Genomic DNA, 18,965 nt, shown 5'->3' on the forward strand with positions numbered 1-18,965 from the left:
GGTGTGTGTTTTTCCCCGGTGGCCTCTCCCAAACACCCCCGGGGTGACCACCAATCCCCCCCCCCGGGGGGGGGGGGGCCCGCCCCCCCCCACCCCTCCTTTGCATTCCGCTCTATTTCACCCGATCAGACCACGTGGCCGGCTTATCGGACATTCTCGCCGTCACACAAATGGACGCATGTGATCTGCGCCATGTTCCGATGCATTGACCGTGCATTGATCTGTGTAGTTTGCTCGTGCCGGGCATTCAGTACGCCAGGGGGCACCGTGATCGGGATCGACGGCCATTCTCGGCCTATTCGCCACATCGACCGGTAGAACGCAAAACCACTGAGCCGGCACCGCGGACCGAAATCAGGCGGCCTCGATCGAGGTCGCCTGCGCAGCGCGGCGATCCCCGCCAATACACCACGCCATGCGGATGTGCACTCGGCACATCCGCATGGCGAGTGCGCCCGAATTAATTCCCCACGTTCAAAAAGATCAGGCACTGATCGAACGGAGCGATGGACACGTGCGAAGAAAATTGGCACCGCTGTGCGCGACGACAATCGCGATCGCCGCGTTGGCAACGGCCCCACCGGGCGCCGCCGCGCCGGCGACCGACCCCGACTGGAACGCGGTGCGAGAAGTCGCGGTGATCGAACCCCCGGTGGTCGCCGCCGAGAAGCGCGGCGAGCTGCTGGGCAACGGCTGGCAGTCGTCCGGCGACCGGCTGTGGACGACCACCGGCGACGGAACCGGCTTCCACGTGCTGGTGGCCGACGCCAAGACCGGCTACTCGTGGCGCACGGCGGCCACGCTGGTCAAGCCCGCGGTGGACGCCGACACCTGGATCGGCAACGCGTGCGTCACCGGCTCCGGCACCAAGGCCGTCGTGGTCTACGCGCCGCGGACGTTCACCAACGACGAGAAGCTGTCCGCCCGCGGCGGCTTCACCGCCGTCGTCGACCTGGTCACGGGCGCGGTCACCGACCTGCCGGTCCGCACCACGTTGGCGTACTACAACCCCGGCTGCGGCCTCGGGGAGGAGGTCGCGCTCACCCAGGCCGCCGACCTCGACCTCGGCAAGACCGGTCTGCGCACCGTCGACGCGACCACCGGGAAGGTGAGCGACCGCACCGAGGTCACCGGTCAGTTCACCTCGGCCGTCCCGCTGCGGGACGGCTTCGCCGTCGCCGGTGGCACCGGCGTGCTGAAGATCGAACGCGACGGCACGAAGGAACGGATCGCCAAGACCGCCGGCGTGCCGTTCCACCTCAAGGCCGACGCCGACGGCGGCGTCGTGTTCATGGCAGCGGAGAGCGAAGAGGCGGTCAACGTCCAGCGCTCGACCGGCGTGCGCGGCAAGACGTCCCTGCTCGCCAGGGGTGCGACCGGTGAGGTCGACCTGACCGCGACCGGCGGCAGGGTGTTCATCACCGGTGACGCGAAGCTCGAAGCGCTGCCGGCGGTCGTGACCAAGCTCGACCTCCCCGCGGGCTCGGCGGTGTCCACCAACGCCGAGGCAGCGGTCACCGGGGTGGCCCCGACCAAGTCGCCGGTGCAGGTCGAGTCGCAGCCTTGGAGCATCCGGGCCAAGAGCCTCAAGACCGGCCGCGACCTGGCCTTCGGGGTCAACCCCGCCGACGTGCTCAAACCCCGCGAGGTCGAGGCCGACCGCACCTGCGCGGTGCCTCGCAACGACGGGCAGACGCAGGTGATCCAGCCCAAGCCCAAACAGGTCGAGTGGGCGGTGGACATGGCGGTGAAGAACCACTTGGACGTCCTCCGGCCCGCGGGCTGGGGCGGTCACCAGGGCAACTACCGGCCGCAGGTGATGTTCCCGCAGCGCGCCATGACCAACGCCAACGGCGGCCAGGTGCCGGCCCAGGTCATGCTCGGCATCATCGGCCAGGAGTCGAACATGTGGCAGGCCAGCCGGCACACGCTGCCCGGCGAGACCGGCAACCCCCTGATCGGCAACTACTACGGGGTGGACGTCTACAACGGCGACGAGTCCGACGACTGGAACGTGGACTTCACGGAGGCCGACTGCGGCTACGGCGTCACCCAGATGACCGACGGCATGCGCACGGCCGGGCGCACCCGTCCCGGCGAGGTCGCGCTGTCCTACGACAAGCAGCTCGCCATCGGCACCGACTACGCGGCGAACGTCGCGGCGGGCCTGGCCCTGCTGCAGGACAAGTGGAACCAGCTCCAGGCAGCCGGCATGAGGGTGAACAACAACGACGTCACCAGCATCGAGAACTGGTTCTTCGCCGCGTGGGCCTACAACTCCGGTTACCACCCGCCGGGTGAGCCGAACACGAACGGCGCGCACGGCCTCGGCTGGGGCAACAACCCCGCCAACCCGCAGTACGACCCCAACCGACAGCCCTTCGGCGAGGACCCGCACGACTTCGCGCGCCCGCAGTTCTGGCCCTACCCGGAGAAGGTGATGGGTTTCGCGGCCAACCCGCCGTGGGGTCTTGAGGACGAGAACACCGAAGTGCCCTTCTTCAGGCCGGCGAACTGGGACGGCGGCGACGGCCCGGTGAGCACGCCCGGCACCGGCGCGTACAACCGGCACAAGGTCAAGCCCGACCGGTTCCTGTTCTGCACCAGCGCCAACCAGTGCGTGCCCGGCGGTCTGTTCACGCCGACGGATCCCGACGTGGACGACGACCCGCTGCGGGACACCGGGCCGTGCGCGCACCAGAACGCCGCCGGGCAGTACGACCTGCGCTGCTGGTGGCACGACGCGGCCACGTGGAAGACCGACTGCGCGACGACGTGCGGCTACGAGTTCATCCGGTACGACTGGCCGGACTACTCGCAGGAGCCCGCGAACGGCGTCAGCTACGTGCCCCAGTGCGACGCGCAGGGCCCGGTCAGCACGCGCACGCTGGTGGTTGACCACGGCGCCCCGACCAGGCGTCCGGCCTGCACGCAGATGACGTCGACGGGCACCATGGCGTTCCGCTACGACAAGCCGGCGGCGTGGGTGGACCTGCACCAGCTCGGCAGCGGGTTCGGCGGGCACACGTGGATCAGCCACACCAAGCAGAACACGCCCACCGAGTTGAAGGCCGTGACGACGGCCGACTGGACGCTGAGCCAGAAGATGCGCACCAGGGCCGGTGTGTGGGCCTACATCCCACCGCACGGCTCCACGAAGACCACGGCGGCGGTCTACGAGATCGAGACGGCGCTGGGCAAGCAGACCGTCACGAAGAGCCAGCACGACTACCGCGGCCAGTGGATGCCGCTGGGCAAGTTCGACTTCGACAACATCCCGAAGGTCACGCTGAGCACGCTCACCGGTGACGGGACGACCGGTCGCATCGTGGCGTTCGACGCGATCGCGTTCAGTCCCGAGGACGGGTTCCAGCAGAGCACGGACTACATCTCGCGGTTCGTGCACCTGATCACCCAGAACTGCCTCACGGCCACGACGACGGCATACCCGGCGCCGGTCGTGCACCGGCAGTGCACCGGCAACTTCAGCGACGACTGGCTGGTCCGCTACGTCCCGAACACCAACGCGGAGAACCGCAAGGAGTACCGGATCATCCAGCGGGCCACCGGGCTGTGCCTGGCGCCGAAGTTCGACGCGCCGAACAACCGGTACCTCGCCGAGACCAGGCAGTGCGGCCCCAACCCGTTCACCGACCTGGAATCGCTGTGGGCCAACGGCAAGGACATGAACATGCCGCAGACGTCGGGCGTGTGCAGCCACTACGTCGAGCCGTCGTGCCTCTTCCCGGAAGGTCTCAACGCGGGCGAGGGCACGCCGGTCGTGCTGACCAAGGTCAGGAACGGCATCGAGGAGGCGTACAGCTGGTGACCTGGTCGGGAGTGAGGTAACCGTGGTCGCCGTCCTGGTGGCGGTGGTGGCGTTCTGGGTCGGTCAGCTCGGCTTGGCAGAAGCCTGGACGACCTCTCGCGGTGACGGGGCGACGGTCGCCGTCATCGACACAGGAGTCGACGACGACCACCCGGACCTCACCGGGCGGGTGCTGCCCGGTGCCGAGTTCCCCGATCTCGGCACCGGGGGCCGCGACCTCGTCGGCCACGGCACGGAGGTGGCGGCGCTGGTCGCGGGCCGCCACGGCGTCGCACCGGAGGCCGAGGTGCTTCCGGTGAAGCTCACCGGCAACAGCGCGGACGCCGACGCGGCCGTCCGGTGGGCGGTGGACCGCGGTGCGCAGGTGATCAACATGTCGCTCGGCGGCTCGTACGGCTCGTACGGCGAAGCGCTGCGGTACGCGGCCGAGCGGGACGTGCTGGTGGTCGTCGCGGCGGGCAACACCGGTGTTGACCAAGGCGTCACCGCCTTGGCCCGCACCGCCGGTGCGCTCGCCGTGTCGGCGGTGGACCGCAACGGCCTGTTCCGCCCGGAGGTCAGCGTGTCCGGACCGGAGATCGCGCTGGCCGCGCCGGGTGTGGACATCGCGACCTCACGGGGGGAGCGCAGCGGCACCAGCTACGCCGCCGCGATCGTCTCGGGCACGGCGGCGCTGGTCCGGGCGAGGTACCCGGAACTGACCGCGCCGGAAGTGGCGGAACTGCTCGAAACGACGGCTCGGGAAGCCGGACCGCCGGGCCGCGATCCTCAGTACGGGTTCGGCGTCGTCGATCCGGTTCGCGCGCTGGCCGGCCCACCACCTCGGTCACCGGCCGCGTCCGGCACCTCGCTGGGTGCGCCGGCCGGGGTCTGCGCGGCACTGCTCGTCGGATCGGTCCTGATCCGACGAAGAGCGAAGAGGATGCGGGACCGCAGCACGCGGTCGGCACGCCGACCGAGCACCACACCAATCGGAAGGAATCGAAAGTGAAACCAGCCGGCAAGATCATGGGCACTATTTCTGCCGCACTCTTCGGGATAGCGGCGCTCAGCGGTCCGGCACAAGCCGAACCGGTTGAGGAACACTGCGTCGCGGTGACCGGGAGGACGCCGAAGGACCCGGTTCGGACCGCTTGCTCGACCGACCCGGAAGCCCAGGAGCTGAAAGCCCTTTCAGCGGCCGCGGTACCGCTCATGACGTGGTACGACAATTGGCACTGGGACGGCAGCAACGGCGAGTTCACCTGGTACGGGTACGCCGGGACCTGCGACGCGGAAGGCTACCTCCTCTACTTCGACGAGAACAACTTCCCCGCCTGGAAGGACCGCATCTCGTCTTTCACCGTGCACGGCGGTTGTTGGACCACGGTGGCGTTCGCCGTGGCCTACGACCCCTTCGAAGGACATGCCCGGTACGACGGCGACACCTACTACGTCGGCGATCTCATGAACGATCACACCGAAGGATTCTGGGTCACCTCGCCGCGCTGACCGATCGGCGCACCGGATTCGAAACGGAAAACCATGCCGAAGAGACGTGCACGACGCATGTTAGGCACATCGTTGATATCCCTGGCACTGCTGGCTTCGGGTGCCCCGATCGGCGCCACCGCCCAACCGGTGTCCCGACCGCAGGCGCCCGCGACACCGGTTGAGCCGCGGGCGCAGCACACGACCGATCCGGGTGAACGCGACCACCTGCTCGGACGGGGTTGGCAGCAGTCGACCGACCGGGCGTGGACGACCAGCGGTGACGCGGACGGCTTCCACCTCCTGGTCGCCGACGCCGCCACGGGCTACACGTGGCGCACGGCGGCGACCCTGTCCGAACCGGGCTTCGACTCCGACCAGTGGATCGGCAACGCCTGCGTGACGGAGTCGGGAAAGCGCGCGGTAGTGGTGTACGCACCGCGCATCTTCACGAACAAGGACAAGCTGGCCGGCCGCGGCGGGTTCAGCGCGACGGTCGACCTGGACACCGGTGTGGTGACCAAGCTGCCGGTCCGGTCGAGCCTGGCCTACTTCAACCCCGGCTGCGGCACAGGTGAGGCCGCCGTGCTCACCGAGGAGGGCGACGACCTGGGCCGGACCCGGTTGACCAGGCTCGAGGCGGGCACGTCCACGGCGGCCGCGCCGGTCGAGGTCGAAGGACAGGTGACCTCCGCGGTGCCGACTGCGGCGGGCGTCGTCGCGGCGGCCGGATCGACGTTGGTGAAGGTCGACGACAAGGGTCGCGCCCACCGCCTGGCGGTCACGACCGGGTCGCCCTTCATGCTGCAGCCGGACGCCGACGGCGGCGTGGTGTTCCTGGAACGCCTCGGTGACCGGGTACGGGCACGGCGGGCGCTGCCCTCCGACCCGCGGGCGAAGGTGTCCACCCTGGCCACCGGCGGTCTCAAGGACCTCGGAGTCACGTCCGGCAAGGCCGGTGCGGTATTCCTGACGGGCAAGGCCGACACCGTCGGCGCGCTGCCGCCATCGGTGGTCAAGCTCGACGTGTCCCGGGACGCCGCGGTGTCGACCGCGGGCCGGGTGGCCGTGGAGAGGTCCGAGTACGCCGAGCCGCCCGGCAAGGACCTGGCGGCCGCCCGTCGCGCGAAGATCGACCTGAAGGTCCTCGCCACGGGTGCGCGCGTCGGCTTCACCGTCAACCCGCGGGGAGCGGTCGGCTCACACGCCGCGACCGGGCGCGAGCCGAACCCGAAGTCCGGCCGATCCGCGGGAGAGCTGTCGGCGACCACCGACCTGACCAACCCCGTGGACGCCGAGCGCACCTGCGCCATCCCCCGCGGCGACGCGTCGGCGATGGCTACGCAGCCCACGCCCGCGCAGGCGGAGTGGGCGGCCGACCGAGCCGTGCTCGGCACGTTGGAGAACACCGACGGCGCGCAGGCGATGTTCCCGTCCAAGGCGTTGATCGGCGGGGAGAAGGTGCCGCCGCAGATCCTGCTCGGCATCATGGCGCAGGAGTCGAACCTGTGGCAGGCGGCCCGGTTCGCGCTGCCCGGCGTGCCCGCGAACCCGCTGATCGGCAACTACTTCGGCCTCGCCATCTACAACAAAGAGGACGACGACGACTGGGCCATCAACTGGGACGACGCCGACTGCGGGTACGGCATCACCCAGGTCACCGACGGCATGCGCATGGCAGGCCGCGAGGGCACGTTCGCGCCGGCGCTCCCGGCGGCCCAGCAGCGGGCCATCGCGCTGGACCACAAGACGAACATCGCACGCGGCCTGCAGATCCTGCAGGAGAAGTGGAACCAGACCCGGGCGGCGGGGATGGTGGTCAACAACGGCAGCCCGCGCAAGATCGAGAACTGGTTCCTCGCGGTCTGGGCCTACAACTCCGGTTTCAACGCGGACAAGGGTGACGGCTCCCCGTGGGGCGTCGGCTGGACGAACAACCCGATCAACCCCCGCTACCCGGCGAACCGGTTGCCGTTCCTGGAGTTCACCCAGGCCGACGCCAAGTACCCGAACCGGTGGCCGTACCCGGAGAAGGTCATGGGTTGGGCGGCCCACTCGATCGCCACGCCGACCGGGCCGGGCTTCGCACCCGCCTGGTGGAACGCGGCCGGCAGCAACGGCAACCTCAACCGGGAGAACGTGAAGCCCCCGGTCGAGTTGTTCTGCACACCGCAGAACGACTGCTACCGCGGCCAGGCGTGGGTGCCCGACGACCCGTCGGTGCTGCCCGGTCCCGGTGACGACCCGGAACCGCCGGGGCCGTGCGACCACAAGAACCCGGAGACCGGCAAGCGCGACCTGAAGTGCTGGTGGCACCTGCCCGCCACCTGGAAGGCCGACTGCGACCAGACCTGCGGTGTCTGGAACTTCACTTACGACGTGGAGCCCGCGCCCGCGTGGGGCGCCAACTACCCGCCGCGGTGCGCGCAGGACACCCTGCCCGCGAACGCGCTGATCATCGATGACCTGCCCGCCACCGCGGCCGCCCTGCCCGCGAAGTGGGCCGACCCGAACCGGCGCTGCACCAGGGACTGGACCAGCCAGGGCAGCTTCCAGCTCCAGTTCTCCACGCCCTCGGCGAAGATCGACTTCCATCAGCTAGGCGCGGCCTTCGACAACCACTTCTACTTCGGTCACACCCGCAGGGACGATCCGGCCGGCAACATGAGCAAGGTGACCGGCACGTGGACGTTGAACAGGCCGCTCACCGGGTGGGCTCGGGTCCTCGTGCACATCCCGGACCACGGCGCGCACACCAGGCAGGCCAAGTACGAGGTCGAGACCGGCTCCGCCACCAAGACCCGGGTCGTCCTGCAGCGCACCGAGGCCAACAAGTGGGTGTCGCTGGGCGTCATGCAGTTCTCCGGCACGCCGAAGGTGAGGCTGTCCACCACCACCCTCGACGGCGAGGGCACGGAGGACGTGGCTTGGGACGCGGTCGCATTCCAGCCGATGGCGCAGAAGCCGGCGAACGTCGTCGTCGCGCTGGGCGACTCCTACTCGTCGGGTGAGGGCGCGGGTGGCAACGCCGCGTACTACCGGGAGACCAACGTCTACGGCGACGACGAGAACCTGCGCAACGCCTGCCACCGCTCGCCGCACACGTGGTCGCGGCAGGGCAAGCTCGCCCAGTACGCGGGCAACACCATCGGGCAGATAGCGGACTTCTACAACGACCCGACGATGGACTACCAACTGCTGGCGTGCAGCGGGGCGCGCACGCACCACGTGCTGCCGTTCGAGACGGTGCCCGCCGGTGAGCCCAAGCCCGTCGACGCCTGGGGCAACACCGGGCGGTCCTTCTACCACGAGGTGTCGCAGATGGACCGCGGCTTCCTGGACGAGTCCACCACGCTGGTGACGATGTCCGTCGGCGGGAACGACGCGCGGTTCACCCAGATCATGAAGTCGTGCCTCACCTACCTGTTCGACTGCCCTGACGAGGTGCTGGACGAGGACAACGGGGTGCCGCTGAAGGACGCGGAGCCCGCCCTGATCCGGAACAAGGTGATCCCGTCGGTGGCGACCACCATCCGCGAGATCCACAAGCGGGCGCCGAACGCCAAGATCGTGCTGATGGGCTACCCGAAGTTCCTGGAGCACGACGTGCTCTGCGACGCGCTGTTCTCGGGTCGCACGATCGACTGGTTCAAGGAGATCGGGGACGTGCTGACCGTGGCCTACACGAGCATGACCATCGACCTGCGCAACGAGGGCATCGAGATGGTGTTCGCCGACCCGTACACCGCCTTCGACGGCAAGGGCGCGTGCGGCGCACCGGCGCGGATCAACGCGATCGTGGAGACCAAGACGGACTCGGACCCGCTGCTGGCCATTCCCTCCGAGAGCTTCCACCCGACCAGGGAGGGCTTCCAGTTGTACGGCGAGGTGTTCACCTCCGCGCTGCGGAAGCTCGGGTTGTGATCCGCGGCCTGCTGGTGGTGGCCGCCGTCGCGGCCACCACCGCCGGCTGTGCCTCCGAGGCCGACCAGGCGTTCGACTACGCCACCCGCCACGCCCGCGACGACGCGGAACGCGGTCGGGATCGGGTCGAGGGAACCGTCCGCAGGACGCGGGGCCAGGGCCCCGGGGCGGCGTTGGCGGAAGCCGTGGCCGGCGACCCGGATCGGGTTTTCGGCAGCCGCACCACGCCGACCGGGTTCGAGTTGGACGTCGTGTACTACGGCCAGGGCCAGGCGGGCGGCGGGTGGACCGCCGAAAGCCGATCGGTGCGACTGTGCGTCCGGTTCACCGCACGCCTGGACCCGGAACCGGTGGTAGAGGCCGCGGACGTGGAGTGCGCCGCTTCGCTGCCGTCGGCGGCGCCGGGGTTCGGCACGTTCGACCGAACCGTCCGACTCACCGATTAGTCGTCGCCGTCCTGCGGTGGGACGGCGCGCTTTCACCGAACGAACGACAGTAGGGGGATTTGGCGTGCGCAAGAACAGGGTCTTCGTGGCGGGAGTGCTCGCTGCGGCAGGGGTCGCGCTGCTGGGTGTCCAACCCGCCGGCGCCGACACGACCGGGCCGATCGACCTGGGCACTTTGCCCGGCGGAACGGAGAGCAAGGCGGTCGACATCAGCGAGACCGGTGTGATCGTGGGTGAGGCGACCACGGCCGGTGGCCAGACGCACGCCGTGCGCTGGGGCGCCGACCACACCATCAGTCAGCTCGGGACGTTGGCGGGCAGCACGTGGAGCACCGCCGTCGACATCAACGACACGGGCACCGCGATCATCGGCGTCGCACGGTTGTCGGGTCAGCGGCGGCCGGTCCGGTGGGACGGGAACGGCGCGATCACCGCGCTGTCGCTGCTGCCCGGCGGTATCACGGGCGAAGTGTCGGAAGTCAACGCGTCCGGGGTCGCGGTCGGCCACTCGTTCGCCGCGGACGGCCGGTCACACGCGGTGAAGTGGGCGGCCGACGGCACGGTGACCGACCTGGGCGTGCTTCCCGGCGGCCCGTTCGTGCCGGGAGGTTTGCCGATCATCTCCGATCGAGCGACGTCGATCAATGACGCCGGCGTCATCGTCGGCACGGTGTTCACGCCCGACTCCGACAACCACGCGGTGCGGTGGGATGCGAGCGGGACGATCAGCGAGCTCGGCGCACCGGGCGGTGAACTCGCCTGGACGGACTCCGTGAACGAGGCAGGCGTTGTGGTCGGTTCGATCCTGACGAACACGGGGCTGGTGCCGGTGCTGTGGACCGGCGCCGGCGCCGGCACGCTGAACACGGCGGGCAGGAACTTCGCCGGCGTGACGGGGCTGAACGAGGCAGGCGTGGTCGTGGGCAACGCCGTGGTCGGCAGCTGGCGCTACCTGGCGATGTCCTGGGACGCGGCCGGGCAACTGACCGAACTGCCCCCGCTGGCGGAGGACGTGTCGAGCCGTGCCGTGGCGGTCGCCGAGGACGGTTCCATCGTCGGCAACTCCGGCTCGGCCGGTGAGACCGACCGCCCGGTGCGCTGGACCGCCGGCGTCGCCCAGGACCTCGGCGCACCGTCCGGTGCGACCTCGGCCAGCGTGTACGGGGCGAACGACGGCGGCACCGCGGTCGGCCTCGCGGTCATGCCCGGGTTCGTGGCGCACGCCGTGCTCTGGCCTGCGAGCTGACCCGCGGGCCCGCCACGACCTCGGGGATTCGTGGCGGGCCCACCCCGACCTCACAACGCCCGTTGACCCCTGCCCGTAGCATCCGTCACCGTGGCCAGCCCTTCGCAGCACTCGCAGGCGACCCCCGACGGCTCGCAGGCGAACGCCGACGACACCGACTCGCTCAGCCCCGACGAGCGGGTCAACCCGACGTGGACCGAGCCGCTGGCGCGGGCGGCGAGCAAGCCGCTGGGCGGACCGGTCGGTCGGCACGCGTCGGTCGGGCGGCAGTGGTTCTGGACGCCGCTGCGGGTCGTGCTGCTGTTCGCGGTGGTGACGCTGGCGCTGGCGTGGTTCCAGAAGTCGCCGTGCGTGCAGCAGTACGTGGACGACAACGGCGTGGTGCAGCTGGACTGGCGCGGCAGCAAGCAGTTCACCGCGATGTGCTACTCCGACACGGTGCCGCTGTACACCGCGGAGCGGTTGGACAAGCCGGACACGTTCCCCTACAAGACCTCGTGGGTGGACGACGAGGGCAAGCCGACGGCGCACGTGCGGTACATGGAGTACCCCGTGCTGACGGGCATGTTCCAGCTGCTCAACGCGCGCATGGCGCAGGGCTGGACGGTGATCGCCTCGTCCGGGTGGCTGCCGAACCCGATGACCGTGATCGTGTACTTCAACATCACCGCGCTGTGGCTGGCGCTGGCGTGGCTGGTGACCGCCTTCGCGGTGGCGCAACTGGCCAGGCGACGGCCGTACGACGCGGTGCTGGTGGCGGTGTCGCCGCTGGTCATCGTGCACGCGTTCACCAACTTCGACACGCTCGCCACGGCGTTCGCGACGGCGGGCATGCTCGCGTGGGCGCGCAAGAAGCCGGTGCTGGCGGGCGTGCTGCTCGGGCTGGGCGGCGCGGCGAAGCTGTACCCGCTGTTCCTGCTCGGACCGTTGCTGCTGTTGTGCTGGCGGGCGGGCAAACTGCGGGCCGGGTGGACCACGCTCGGCGCGACCCTGGCCACCTGGGGCCTGGTGAACGCGCCCATCGCGTGGCTCTACCCGGACGGCTGGCGCGAGTTCTTCCGGCTGAACACCGAGCGCGGCGTCGACCCCGACTCGCTCTACAACGTGGTCGCGCAGTGGACCGGGTGGCCGGGCTTCGACCCCGGTCTGCCGCACGGGCAGGCGCCCGAGGTGTTGAACACGGTCAGCGCGGTGCTGTTCCTGGTGTGCTGCGCGGCGGTCGGGTTCGTGGCGATGTCCGCGCCGCGGCGGCCGAGGTTCGCGCAGCTGGCGTTCCTCGTGGTGGCCGCGTTCCTGCTGACGAACAAGGTGTGGAGCCCGCAGTACTCGCTGTGGCTCGTGCCGCTGGCCGTGCTGGCGCTGCCGCGGTGGAAGCTGCTGCTGGTGTGGATGACGGTGGACGCACTGGTCTGGGTGCCCCGGATGTTCTTCTACCTGGGCGTGGACAACAAGGGCCTGCCGATCGACTGGTTCCTCGGCGCGGTGGTGGCGCGCGACGTCGCGGTGATCGTGCTGTGCGGGTTCATCGTGCGCGAGATCTACCGGCCCGCCCTGGACAAGGTGCGCCAGGCCGGCGACGACGACCCGTGCGGCGGCTTCATCGACGGCGCGCCGGACCGGTTCGCGCTGCGGTTCGGCCGGCGCCGCCGGGACGACGCGCCGGTGCCCGCCGGCGTGGGCGGCTGACCTACGCGGGGGTCCTGGGCGCCGGACGTCGGCGGGTGGGCAGGAGGTGGTCGGTGAAGGTGACCTCGGAGCGCAGGAAGACGAAGAACAACGCCACCAGCAGCGCCGCCCGGCCCCACACCCCGATCACCACGGCCTGCGCCGAGAACCCGTCGTAGATCCCGGACGGCTCGCCGAACTCGATCGCGTAGAACCAGCGGAAGATGCCGACGCCCATGGCGAGGTCCGCCACGAAGTACGCCGCCACCCAGCCCCAGTCCACCCGCAGCAGCACGAACATCGGCACCAGCCACAACGTGTACTGCGGCGAGTGCACCTTGTGCAGCAACAGGAAACCGCACAGCATCGCCGCCGACACGGGCACCCACGGGTAGCTGCCCTCGCTCAGGTACCGCCGCCACCCGAGCCCGCACGCCAGCGCGAACGACAGCAGGATCCCGACCGGCGACAGCACTGCCACCAGCGACTGCATGACGCCGTCGGACAGGAACGGCCGCATCGACCAGAACCAGATCGAGTTCGTGGTGATGTCGACCCGCCGCAGGCCCTGGAACGCGAACGACGCCTTCCAGCCCTCCAGCCCGGCCACCGCGAACGGCAGGTTGACCAGCACCACCGTCACCACGGACGCCAGCGCCACCTTCACCGCGCCGGCGAGGTCGTACCGGGCGCCGCGCGGCAGCCACCGGCCGCCGGGACCGCCGGTCAGCACGTACAGGCACAGCGGCAGCACGAAGATCGCCGGGTAGATCTTGAACGCGAACCCGAGGCCCAGCAGCACGGACGCGGCCACCGCGCGGTCGACCAGCGGGCGCTCGCGCCGCCCCCAGCCCCGGTGCACCACGTACACCGCCGCCACCGCGCAGAGCACGACCGGCAGGTCCCAGTTGTGGAACGCGTAGAGCACCATCGGCGGGCCGAGCGCCCAGATCAGCGCGCGCCACCGGCTCAACTTCCCCAGCAACCACCCGGTGGCCAACCCGAACGGCGCCATCAGCAGCGCCGAGAACAGCAGGAACGCGGCGTCGTCGTCCGCGAGGATCGCGCCCGCCCAGATCGTCAGCCCGGTCAGCACCGGGTACTCGACCACGCCGCCGACCAGCACGCCCTTGCTGTTGATGCCCCCGTGCACGTACGGGAAGACGTGCCGGTCGATGTCACGGCCGATCCACAGGTGCTGGATGTCGGAGTAGCAGACCTCGGCCTTGTTGCGCCGCTCGTAGTCCGGCGCGCTGCGGCCCCACTGGTCGAACTCCGGTCCGGTGCAGCGGTCCTTGTTGAGGAAGCCGGCGAACATCGTCAGCCCGCACAGGAGGACGACCGCGGCCAGCGCCACCCGGCCGAACCGCGGCGGGGACGACCCGGCGTCCGCGCGTTCCGCCACGGCCACCACCTCCCGGGTCACGCTCAGCCGCCCAAGTGCTCGCGGAGGAACGCGATGTCCGCCGCCTGCCCTTCGTCCGGTGTCTCGACCAGCACCGGCGACCCGGCGGCGGCGGCCACCGCGACCAGCTGCTCGGGCTCGATGGTGCCGGACGCGATGTTGGCGTGCCGGTCCCGCGAGGAGCCGAACTCGTCGCGGGAGCTGTTGAGGTGGACCAGGTCGATGCGCCCGGTGATGGCCTTCACCCGGTCCACGATGCCGACCAGGTCCTCGCCCGAGGCGAACGCGTGGCAGGTGTCCAGGCAGAACCCCGCGCCGAACTCGCCGACCGCGTCCCACAGCCTGCCGAGCATGTCGAACGTCCGCGCCATGGCGTTCTCGCCGCCCGCGGTGTTCTCGATCAGGATCGGGACCGCGAAGCCACCGCTGTCGGCCTGGCGCTCGAACATCTTGCGCCAGTTGGCGATGCCGTCGCCCGGGTCCTCGCCCTTGGCGACGTGCCCGCCGTGCACGATCAGGCCCTTCGCGCCGACCTCGGCCGCGCCCTCGGCGTGCTGGAGCACCATCTTCCGCGACGGGATGCGGATGCGGTTGTTGAGCGACGCGACGTTGGCCAGGTACGGCGCGTGGATGAAGACGTCCAGGTCGGAGGCCAGCAGTCCCTCGGTCTGGGGGTGCGGCTTCGGCGCCTTCCACCCCTGGGGATCGGCCAGGAAGAACTGCACGACGTCGGCGCCGCGGTCGACGGCGGCGCCGAGCGGGTCGTCGTCGCGGACGTGGGCCCCGATTCGCATGGGTGTGGAGGGTAGTCGGGCGCCGAAACGCACCGCCGCCCGCCGCCGATACCAAATTTGTCGTCGAGGGGGATGGCCCGCGTCACCACGAGCACCTACGCTCGTTACTTGCAAGTAGGAAACGAGAAGCGCAGCCGCCACGCCAGGAGGCCAGACATGCGGATCCGGCTCATTCGGCTGGTGAGCGCGGCGGCCGTCGTGCTCGCGGTCGGCACGGCCGGCGCCGCGGCCGGTTCCGGTTCGGCCGTGGCCGCCGAACCCGTCGTGGTGGGCAGCTGCGCGACCACCGTGCAGGGCGAGCCGGGCACACCGGTGGCGCTGAGCCCGACCGCGGTCCTCGACCCGATCGTGCAGCTGATCCGCGCGATCCCGCTGCTCGGCCCGCCGCTCGCGGAGCCGTTCCGCCAGGCGTTCTCGGCGCTGCCGCCCATCGCGATCGGCGCGATCCCCACCGGCTCGGGCGTCATCACCGGCGGCGACATCGCGAACAAGGTCAACGCGGAGCTGATCAAGCTGCCGCTGCTCGGGCCGATCATCGTCACGCTCTCCAACGGGGTGCGCGCCGAGCTGACCAAGCTGTGCGGCGTCACCGTGCAGGGCGTCAACGCCGCCGCCGCGCCCGTCCAGGACGGGTCCAAGGCGCTCGCGGACGCCTCCCAGCAGGCCACCGGCCAGCTTCCCGGGCTGCCCGGGACCAAGCCGACGCCGAACCAGCCACCGCAGACCGGCCGGCCGGGCGCGAACCCCGGCACCTCGAACCCCGGCGCCACCCCGAACGGCCAGGCGCCGGCGAACAGCCCGGTCGGCGGCGTCGGCGGGCTCGACGTGCCGCTGTACGGCTCGAACCCGTGGGGCGGCAACTTCGGCCGCGTGCCGCTGTTCAGCTACGGCTCCCTGCCGTTCGCCGTGCCCGGTCAGTACGCGCCGTCACCGGGCGTGCGCTACGGCGGCGGCGTGAGCGGCTACCGGCCCGGCTACGGCGTGCCGGGCGGGGACGACTCCGACGGCGTGCAGACCGCCGGCCGGGCGCAGGCGCTGCCCGGCTCGGGTCGGATGGGCGGCGGCGTGGCGGCTCCCGTGCTGCTGGCCGTGCTGCTGCTGTCGTGCGTGACGGGCGCTCTCGTGCGCACCTGGGTGCTGCGCCGGGCCGTCGCCTCCGCGTAAGGCCCCAGAAGGACCAACCGGACGCCCGTTCTTCGTGCGTCTGCTCGCTGTCCAGCGGCCTCGGGTGCTGGGAGCGTTCCCAGCATGATGATCACGAGAACCGTGCCCGCGCTCGCCGCCTTGTGCCTGACCCTGACCCTCGCCTCGGCCCCGACCTCGGTCGCCGCGCCCGCCCTCGACCCGAACACGCCGGTCTCCGCCGACGGCCGCGTGGGTCCGGCGATCAAACGGATACCCGCGGGCGAGCTCGGCACGAGCGACGGGTTCACCGGCACCGGCGACCTGTCCGACGCCAAGGGCGTGCGCCGGGTGGCCGGGCCGGAGCCCGCGACGGTGAACCCCGACGAGTTCTCCGTCCAGTCGATCATCGCCCCGGACGAGCGCGTCCAGGCCACCTACACCTTCGACTACCCGGCCCGCGCCACGGTCCGCTTCACCTACACCAAGCCCACCGGCACGACGAGCTGGTGCACGGGGTGGCTGTACGAGGCGGACGCGGTGGCGACCGCGGCCCACTGCGTCTACAACCTCGACGCGGCCGCGTGGAACACCGACTTCACCGTGTACCCCGGCCGCAACGGCGACTCGTCGCCGTACGGGAGCTGCGGCGTGTCCAACGCCTACACCGTCACCGGGTGGACCCAGGACCGGAACACCGAGTACGACTACGCCACCCTCAAGCTCACCTGCACCATCGGCGACACCACCGGCTGGTTCGGCCTGAGCACGTCCACCGCCTCGCTCGACGGCACCACGGTCACCACCCGGGGCTACCCGCAGGACAAGCCCTACGCCACGCAGTGGTACACCTCGAACACCGTGACCGCCACCAACGCCCGCCAGCTCCACTACCTGCTGGACACCATCGGCGGGCAGAGCGGCTCGCCCGTCTACAACTACGACAGCGGTTGCTCCGCGGCCTGCGCGGTGGCCATCCACGCCTACGGCTACACCAGCCACAACCGGGGCACCCGGATCATCGAGGAGGTCCGCCAGAACCTCCTCAGCTGGGGCCTCTGACCTGCGTGAACAGGCCGCCGGGAAGCACCGCCCGGCGGCCTGTTACCCTTCACGGGTTGCTGACGCGACGACCCTCCTGCCACGGAACGTCCGTGGCCGCCGAGTCCACAGGAGGTGAGTGGTCTTCATGCGTCATTACGAAGTGATGGTCATCCTCGACCCCAGTCTCGACGAGCGCACGATCGCGCCGTCCCTTGACACGTTCCTCAACGTCATCCGCACCACGGGTGGCAACGTGGAGAAGGTCGAGGTGTGGGGCAAGCGCCGGCTGAGCTTCGAGATCAACAAGAGCGCCGAGGGCATCTACGCCGTCCTCGACCTGATCTCGACCCCCGACGCGGTGAAGGAGCTGGACCGCCAGCTCGGCCTGCAGGAGACGGTGCTCCGGACGAAGGTCATCCGGCGCGATCCCGCCAAGGCCGCGAAGACCGCGGCTCGGATCGCCGCCAAGGCCGCGGCCAAGGCCTAGGAGCGCCGAGACATGGCAGGCGAGACGACGATCACGGTGGTCGGGAACCTGACCGCCGATCCCGAACTCCGCTTCACCCAGTCCGGCGCCGCGGTGGCGAGCTTCACCGTGGCCTCCACCCCCCGCACGTTCGACAAGGCGAGCGGCGAGTGGAAGGACGGCGAAGCGCTGTTCCTGCGGTGCAACGTGTGGCGGCAGGTCGCGGAGAACGTGGCCGAGTCCCTCACCCGCGGTTCGCGCGTGCTCGTGTCCGGGCGGCTGCGCCAGCGCTCCTTCGAGACGAAGGAAGGCGAGAAGCGCACCGTCATCGAGCTTGAGGTCGACGAGATCGGCCCCTCGCTGCGCTACGCGACCGCGAAGGTCAACAAGGTCAGCCGTGGAGACGGCGGCGGCGGCTTCGGCGGCGGCGGTCAGTCTCGCGGTGGCGGCGGCGGCGCACCGGCCGACGACCCGTGGGGCTCCGCGCCCCCGGCCGGCTCCGGTGGCTTCGCCGACGAGCCCCCCTTCTAGACCGGCACCGGTCCACTCCACACTTCACTGCGTAATACCAGGAGTCCACACATGGCCAAGCCGCCTGTGCGCAAGCCCAAGAAGAAGGTCTGCGCGTTCTGCAAGGACAAGAACGCCAACCTGATCGACTACAAGGACACCACCCTGCTCCGGAAGTACATCTCGGACCGGGGCAAGATCCGCGCCCGCCGGGTCACCGGCAACTGCTCCCAGCACCAGCGCGACGTCGCGGTCGCCGTCAAGAACGCCCGCGAGATGGCGCTGCTGCCCTACACCTCGACCGCTCGCTGAGAAAGGGGACGGCATCGTGAAGCTCATCCTCACCGCTGACGTGACCGGCCTCGGTGGCCCCGGCGACATCGTCGAGGTCAAGGACGGCTACGGCCGCAACTACCTGCTGCCCCGCGGCCTGGCGATCATGGCCACCAAGGGCGCGACCAAGCAGGTCGAGGTCATCCGCCGGGCGCAGGACACCCGCCGGGTGCGCGACCTGGACCACGCCAAGGAGATCAAGGCCACGCTCGAGGGCCTCGGCTCCGTGACGCTGAAGGCCAAGTCCGCGGCCGGCTCGAAGAAGCTGTTCGGCTCCGTCACCTCGTCCGACGTCGTGTCGGCCGTGCGCGCGGCCGGCGGCCCGACGCTGGACAAGCGGTCCGTCGAGATCGCGGGCCACATCAAGACCCTCGGCAAGCACTCGGTGAACGTCCGGCTCCACCCGGAGGTCACCGTGTCGCTCTCGGTCGAGGTCGCGAGCGCGGTCTGACGTTTTTCCCGGAAGCGCCGTTCGACCAGGTGTTCTGGTCGGGCGGCGCTTTCGCACGTCCGGCTGTGGACAACTCTTGTGACACGTTGTGCGCGACACGCCGTGCCGGCGGTTACACGCGACACGCCGAAGGTGTGACGCACTACTTTTCCACAAACTTATCCACAGGACTTGACCAGGCCAAACTTTTGTCTGGGCCTGAGTTGTACCCAGGTTGTCCACAGGTTTCCCCAGCCCTGTGGTCAGCTGGGCGCGACCAT

15 protein-coding genes are annotated in these 18,965 nt (G+C 70.3%); 13 read left to right on the forward strand and 2 right to left on the reverse strand.

The window, feature by feature from the left end; translation table 11 throughout:
- The first annotated feature begins 514 nt into the window (after positions 1-514).
- The 7 genes from AB0I91_RS31250 (at position 515) to AB0I91_RS31280 (ending at position 12,601) form a co-directional block, all read left to right on the forward strand.
- Positions 515-3,829 carry a hypothetical protein gene (locus AB0I91_RS31250; protein ID WP_499640204.1) on the forward strand — a complete coding sequence of 1,105 codons (3,315 nt, stop codon included), beginning with the start codon at positions 515-517 and terminating at the stop codon, positions 3,827-3,829.
- Between the two features lie 22 nt (positions 3,830-3,851).
- Positions 3,852-4,820, forward strand: coding sequence for a S8 family serine peptidase (locus AB0I91_RS31255; RefSeq protein ID WP_498771486.1), 969 nt, complete (start codon positions 3,852-3,854; stop codon positions 4,818-4,820).
- Positions 4,817-5,320: a hypothetical protein gene (locus tag AB0I91_RS31260; RefSeq protein WP_498771484.1), complete on the forward strand. Its 504-nt coding sequence runs from the start codon at positions 4,817-4,819 to the stop codon at positions 5,318-5,320. The genes AB0I91_RS31255 and AB0I91_RS31260 overlap by 4 nt, the downstream gene beginning before the upstream one ends.
- A 129-nt stretch (positions 5,321-5,449) precedes the next feature.
- A complete protein-coding gene (locus AB0I91_RS31265) occupies positions 5,450-9,223 on the forward strand; it encodes a golvesin C-terminal-like domain-containing protein (RefSeq protein ID WP_498771482.1) in 3,774 nt (1,257 codons plus the stop codon).
- Positions 9,220-9,669 (forward strand): hypothetical protein, encoded by a 450-nt coding sequence (locus tag AB0I91_RS31270; protein ID WP_499607714.1) that lies wholly within the window; start codon positions 9,220-9,222, stop codon positions 9,667-9,669. Before AB0I91_RS31265 ends, AB0I91_RS31270 begins: the two co-directional genes overlap by 4 nt.
- A gap of 64 nt (positions 9,670-9,733) precedes the next feature.
- Positions 9,734-10,915, forward strand: coding sequence for a hypothetical protein (locus AB0I91_RS31275; RefSeq protein ID WP_498771478.1), 1,182 nt, complete (start codon positions 9,734-9,736; stop codon positions 10,913-10,915).
- A gap of 90 nt (positions 10,916-11,005) precedes the next feature.
- Positions 11,006-12,601 (forward strand): glycosyltransferase family 87 protein, encoded by a 1,596-nt coding sequence (locus AB0I91_RS31280; protein WP_499640206.1) that lies wholly within the window; start codon positions 11,006-11,008, stop codon positions 12,599-12,601.
- Position 12,602: 1 nt separating this feature from the next.
- On the opposite strand, the gene AB0I91_RS31285 is transcribed toward AB0I91_RS31280, so the two are convergent.
- Both AB0I91_RS31285 and AB0I91_RS31290 read right to left on the reverse strand, forming a co-directional pair.
- A complete protein-coding gene (locus AB0I91_RS31285; protein WP_499640208.1) occupies positions 12,603-13,985 on the reverse strand; it encodes a glycosyltransferase family 87 protein in 1,383 nt (460 codons plus the stop codon).
- A gap of 23 nt (positions 13,986-14,008) precedes the next feature.
- On the reverse strand, positions 14,009-14,779 hold the full coding sequence (locus AB0I91_RS31290; protein WP_498771472.1) for a deoxyribonuclease IV: 771 nt from the start codon (positions 14,777-14,779) through the stop codon (positions 14,009-14,011).
- A gap of 156 nt (positions 14,780-14,935) precedes the next feature.
- On the opposite strand from AB0I91_RS31290, the gene AB0I91_RS31295 reads away from it, so the two are divergent.
- The 6 genes from AB0I91_RS31295 to rplI all read left to right on the forward strand — a co-directional run bounded on the left by AB0I91_RS31295 (position 14,936) and on the right by rplI (position 18,705).
- Complete coding sequence (locus AB0I91_RS31295; RefSeq protein ID WP_498771470.1) at positions 14,936-15,943, forward strand: hypothetical protein; 1,008 nt, start codon at positions 14,936-14,938, stop codon at positions 15,941-15,943.
- 84 nt (positions 15,944-16,027) lie between these two features.
- Positions 16,028-16,963 carry a trypsin-like serine peptidase gene (locus AB0I91_RS31300; protein WP_498771468.1) on the forward strand — a complete coding sequence of 312 codons (936 nt, stop codon included), beginning with the start codon at positions 16,028-16,030 and terminating at the stop codon, positions 16,961-16,963.
- 127 nt (positions 16,964-17,090) lie between these two features.
- Positions 17,091-17,432: a 30S ribosomal protein S6 gene (gene rpsF, locus AB0I91_RS31305; protein WP_123748234.1), complete on the forward strand. Its 342-nt coding sequence runs from the start codon at positions 17,091-17,093 to the stop codon at positions 17,430-17,432.
- Between the two features lie 12 nt (positions 17,433-17,444).
- Complete coding sequence (locus AB0I91_RS31310; protein WP_053714490.1) at positions 17,445-17,942, forward strand: single-stranded DNA-binding protein; 498 nt, start codon at positions 17,445-17,447, stop codon at positions 17,940-17,942.
- A gap of 51 nt (positions 17,943-17,993) precedes the next feature.
- The gene (gene rpsR, locus AB0I91_RS31315; RefSeq protein WP_015805710.1) at positions 17,994-18,233 is read left to right on the forward strand and encodes a 30S ribosomal protein S18; all 240 of its coding nucleotides are present in this window, start codon (positions 17,994-17,996) and stop codon (positions 18,231-18,233) included.
- A gap of 13 nt (positions 18,234-18,246) precedes the next feature.
- Positions 18,247-18,705 (forward strand): 50S ribosomal protein L9, encoded by a 459-nt coding sequence (rplI, locus tag AB0I91_RS31320; RefSeq protein WP_498771960.1) that lies wholly within the window; start codon positions 18,247-18,249, stop codon positions 18,703-18,705.
- The last annotated feature ends 260 nt before the right edge of the window (positions 18,706-18,965 follow it).

Source organism: Actinosynnema sp. NPDC049800 (assembly GCF_040656635.1).
In the GTDB taxonomy this organism is placed as follows: Bacteria; Actinomycetota; Actinomycetes; order Mycobacteriales; family Pseudonocardiaceae; genus Actinosynnema.

Excerpts from the sequence above, each read along its gene's own strand:
- AB0I91_RS31310 (WP_053714490.1), top strand. The coding sequence starts at position 17,445 with ATGGCAGGCGAGACGACGATCACGGTGGTCGGGAACCTGACCGCCGAT.
- AB0I91_RS31295 (WP_498771470.1), top strand. The coding sequence starts at position 14,936 with ATGCGGATCCGGCTCATTCGGCTGGTGAGCGCGGCGGCCGTCGTGCTC.
- rpsF (WP_123748234.1), top strand. The coding sequence starts at position 17,091 with ATGCGTCATTACGAAGTGATGGTCATCCTCGACCCCAGTCTCGACGAG.
- AB0I91_RS31300 (WP_498771468.1), top strand. The coding sequence starts at position 16,028 with ATGATGATCACGAGAACCGTGCCCGCGCTCGCCGCCTTGTGCCTGACC.
- rpsR (WP_015805710.1), top strand. The coding sequence starts at position 17,994 with ATGGCCAAGCCGCCTGTGCGCAAGCCCAAGAAGAAGGTCTGCGCGTTC.
- AB0I91_RS31290 (WP_498771472.1), bottom strand. The coding sequence starts at position 14,779 with ATGCGAATCGGGGCCCACGTCCGCGACGACGACCCGCTCGGCGCCGCC.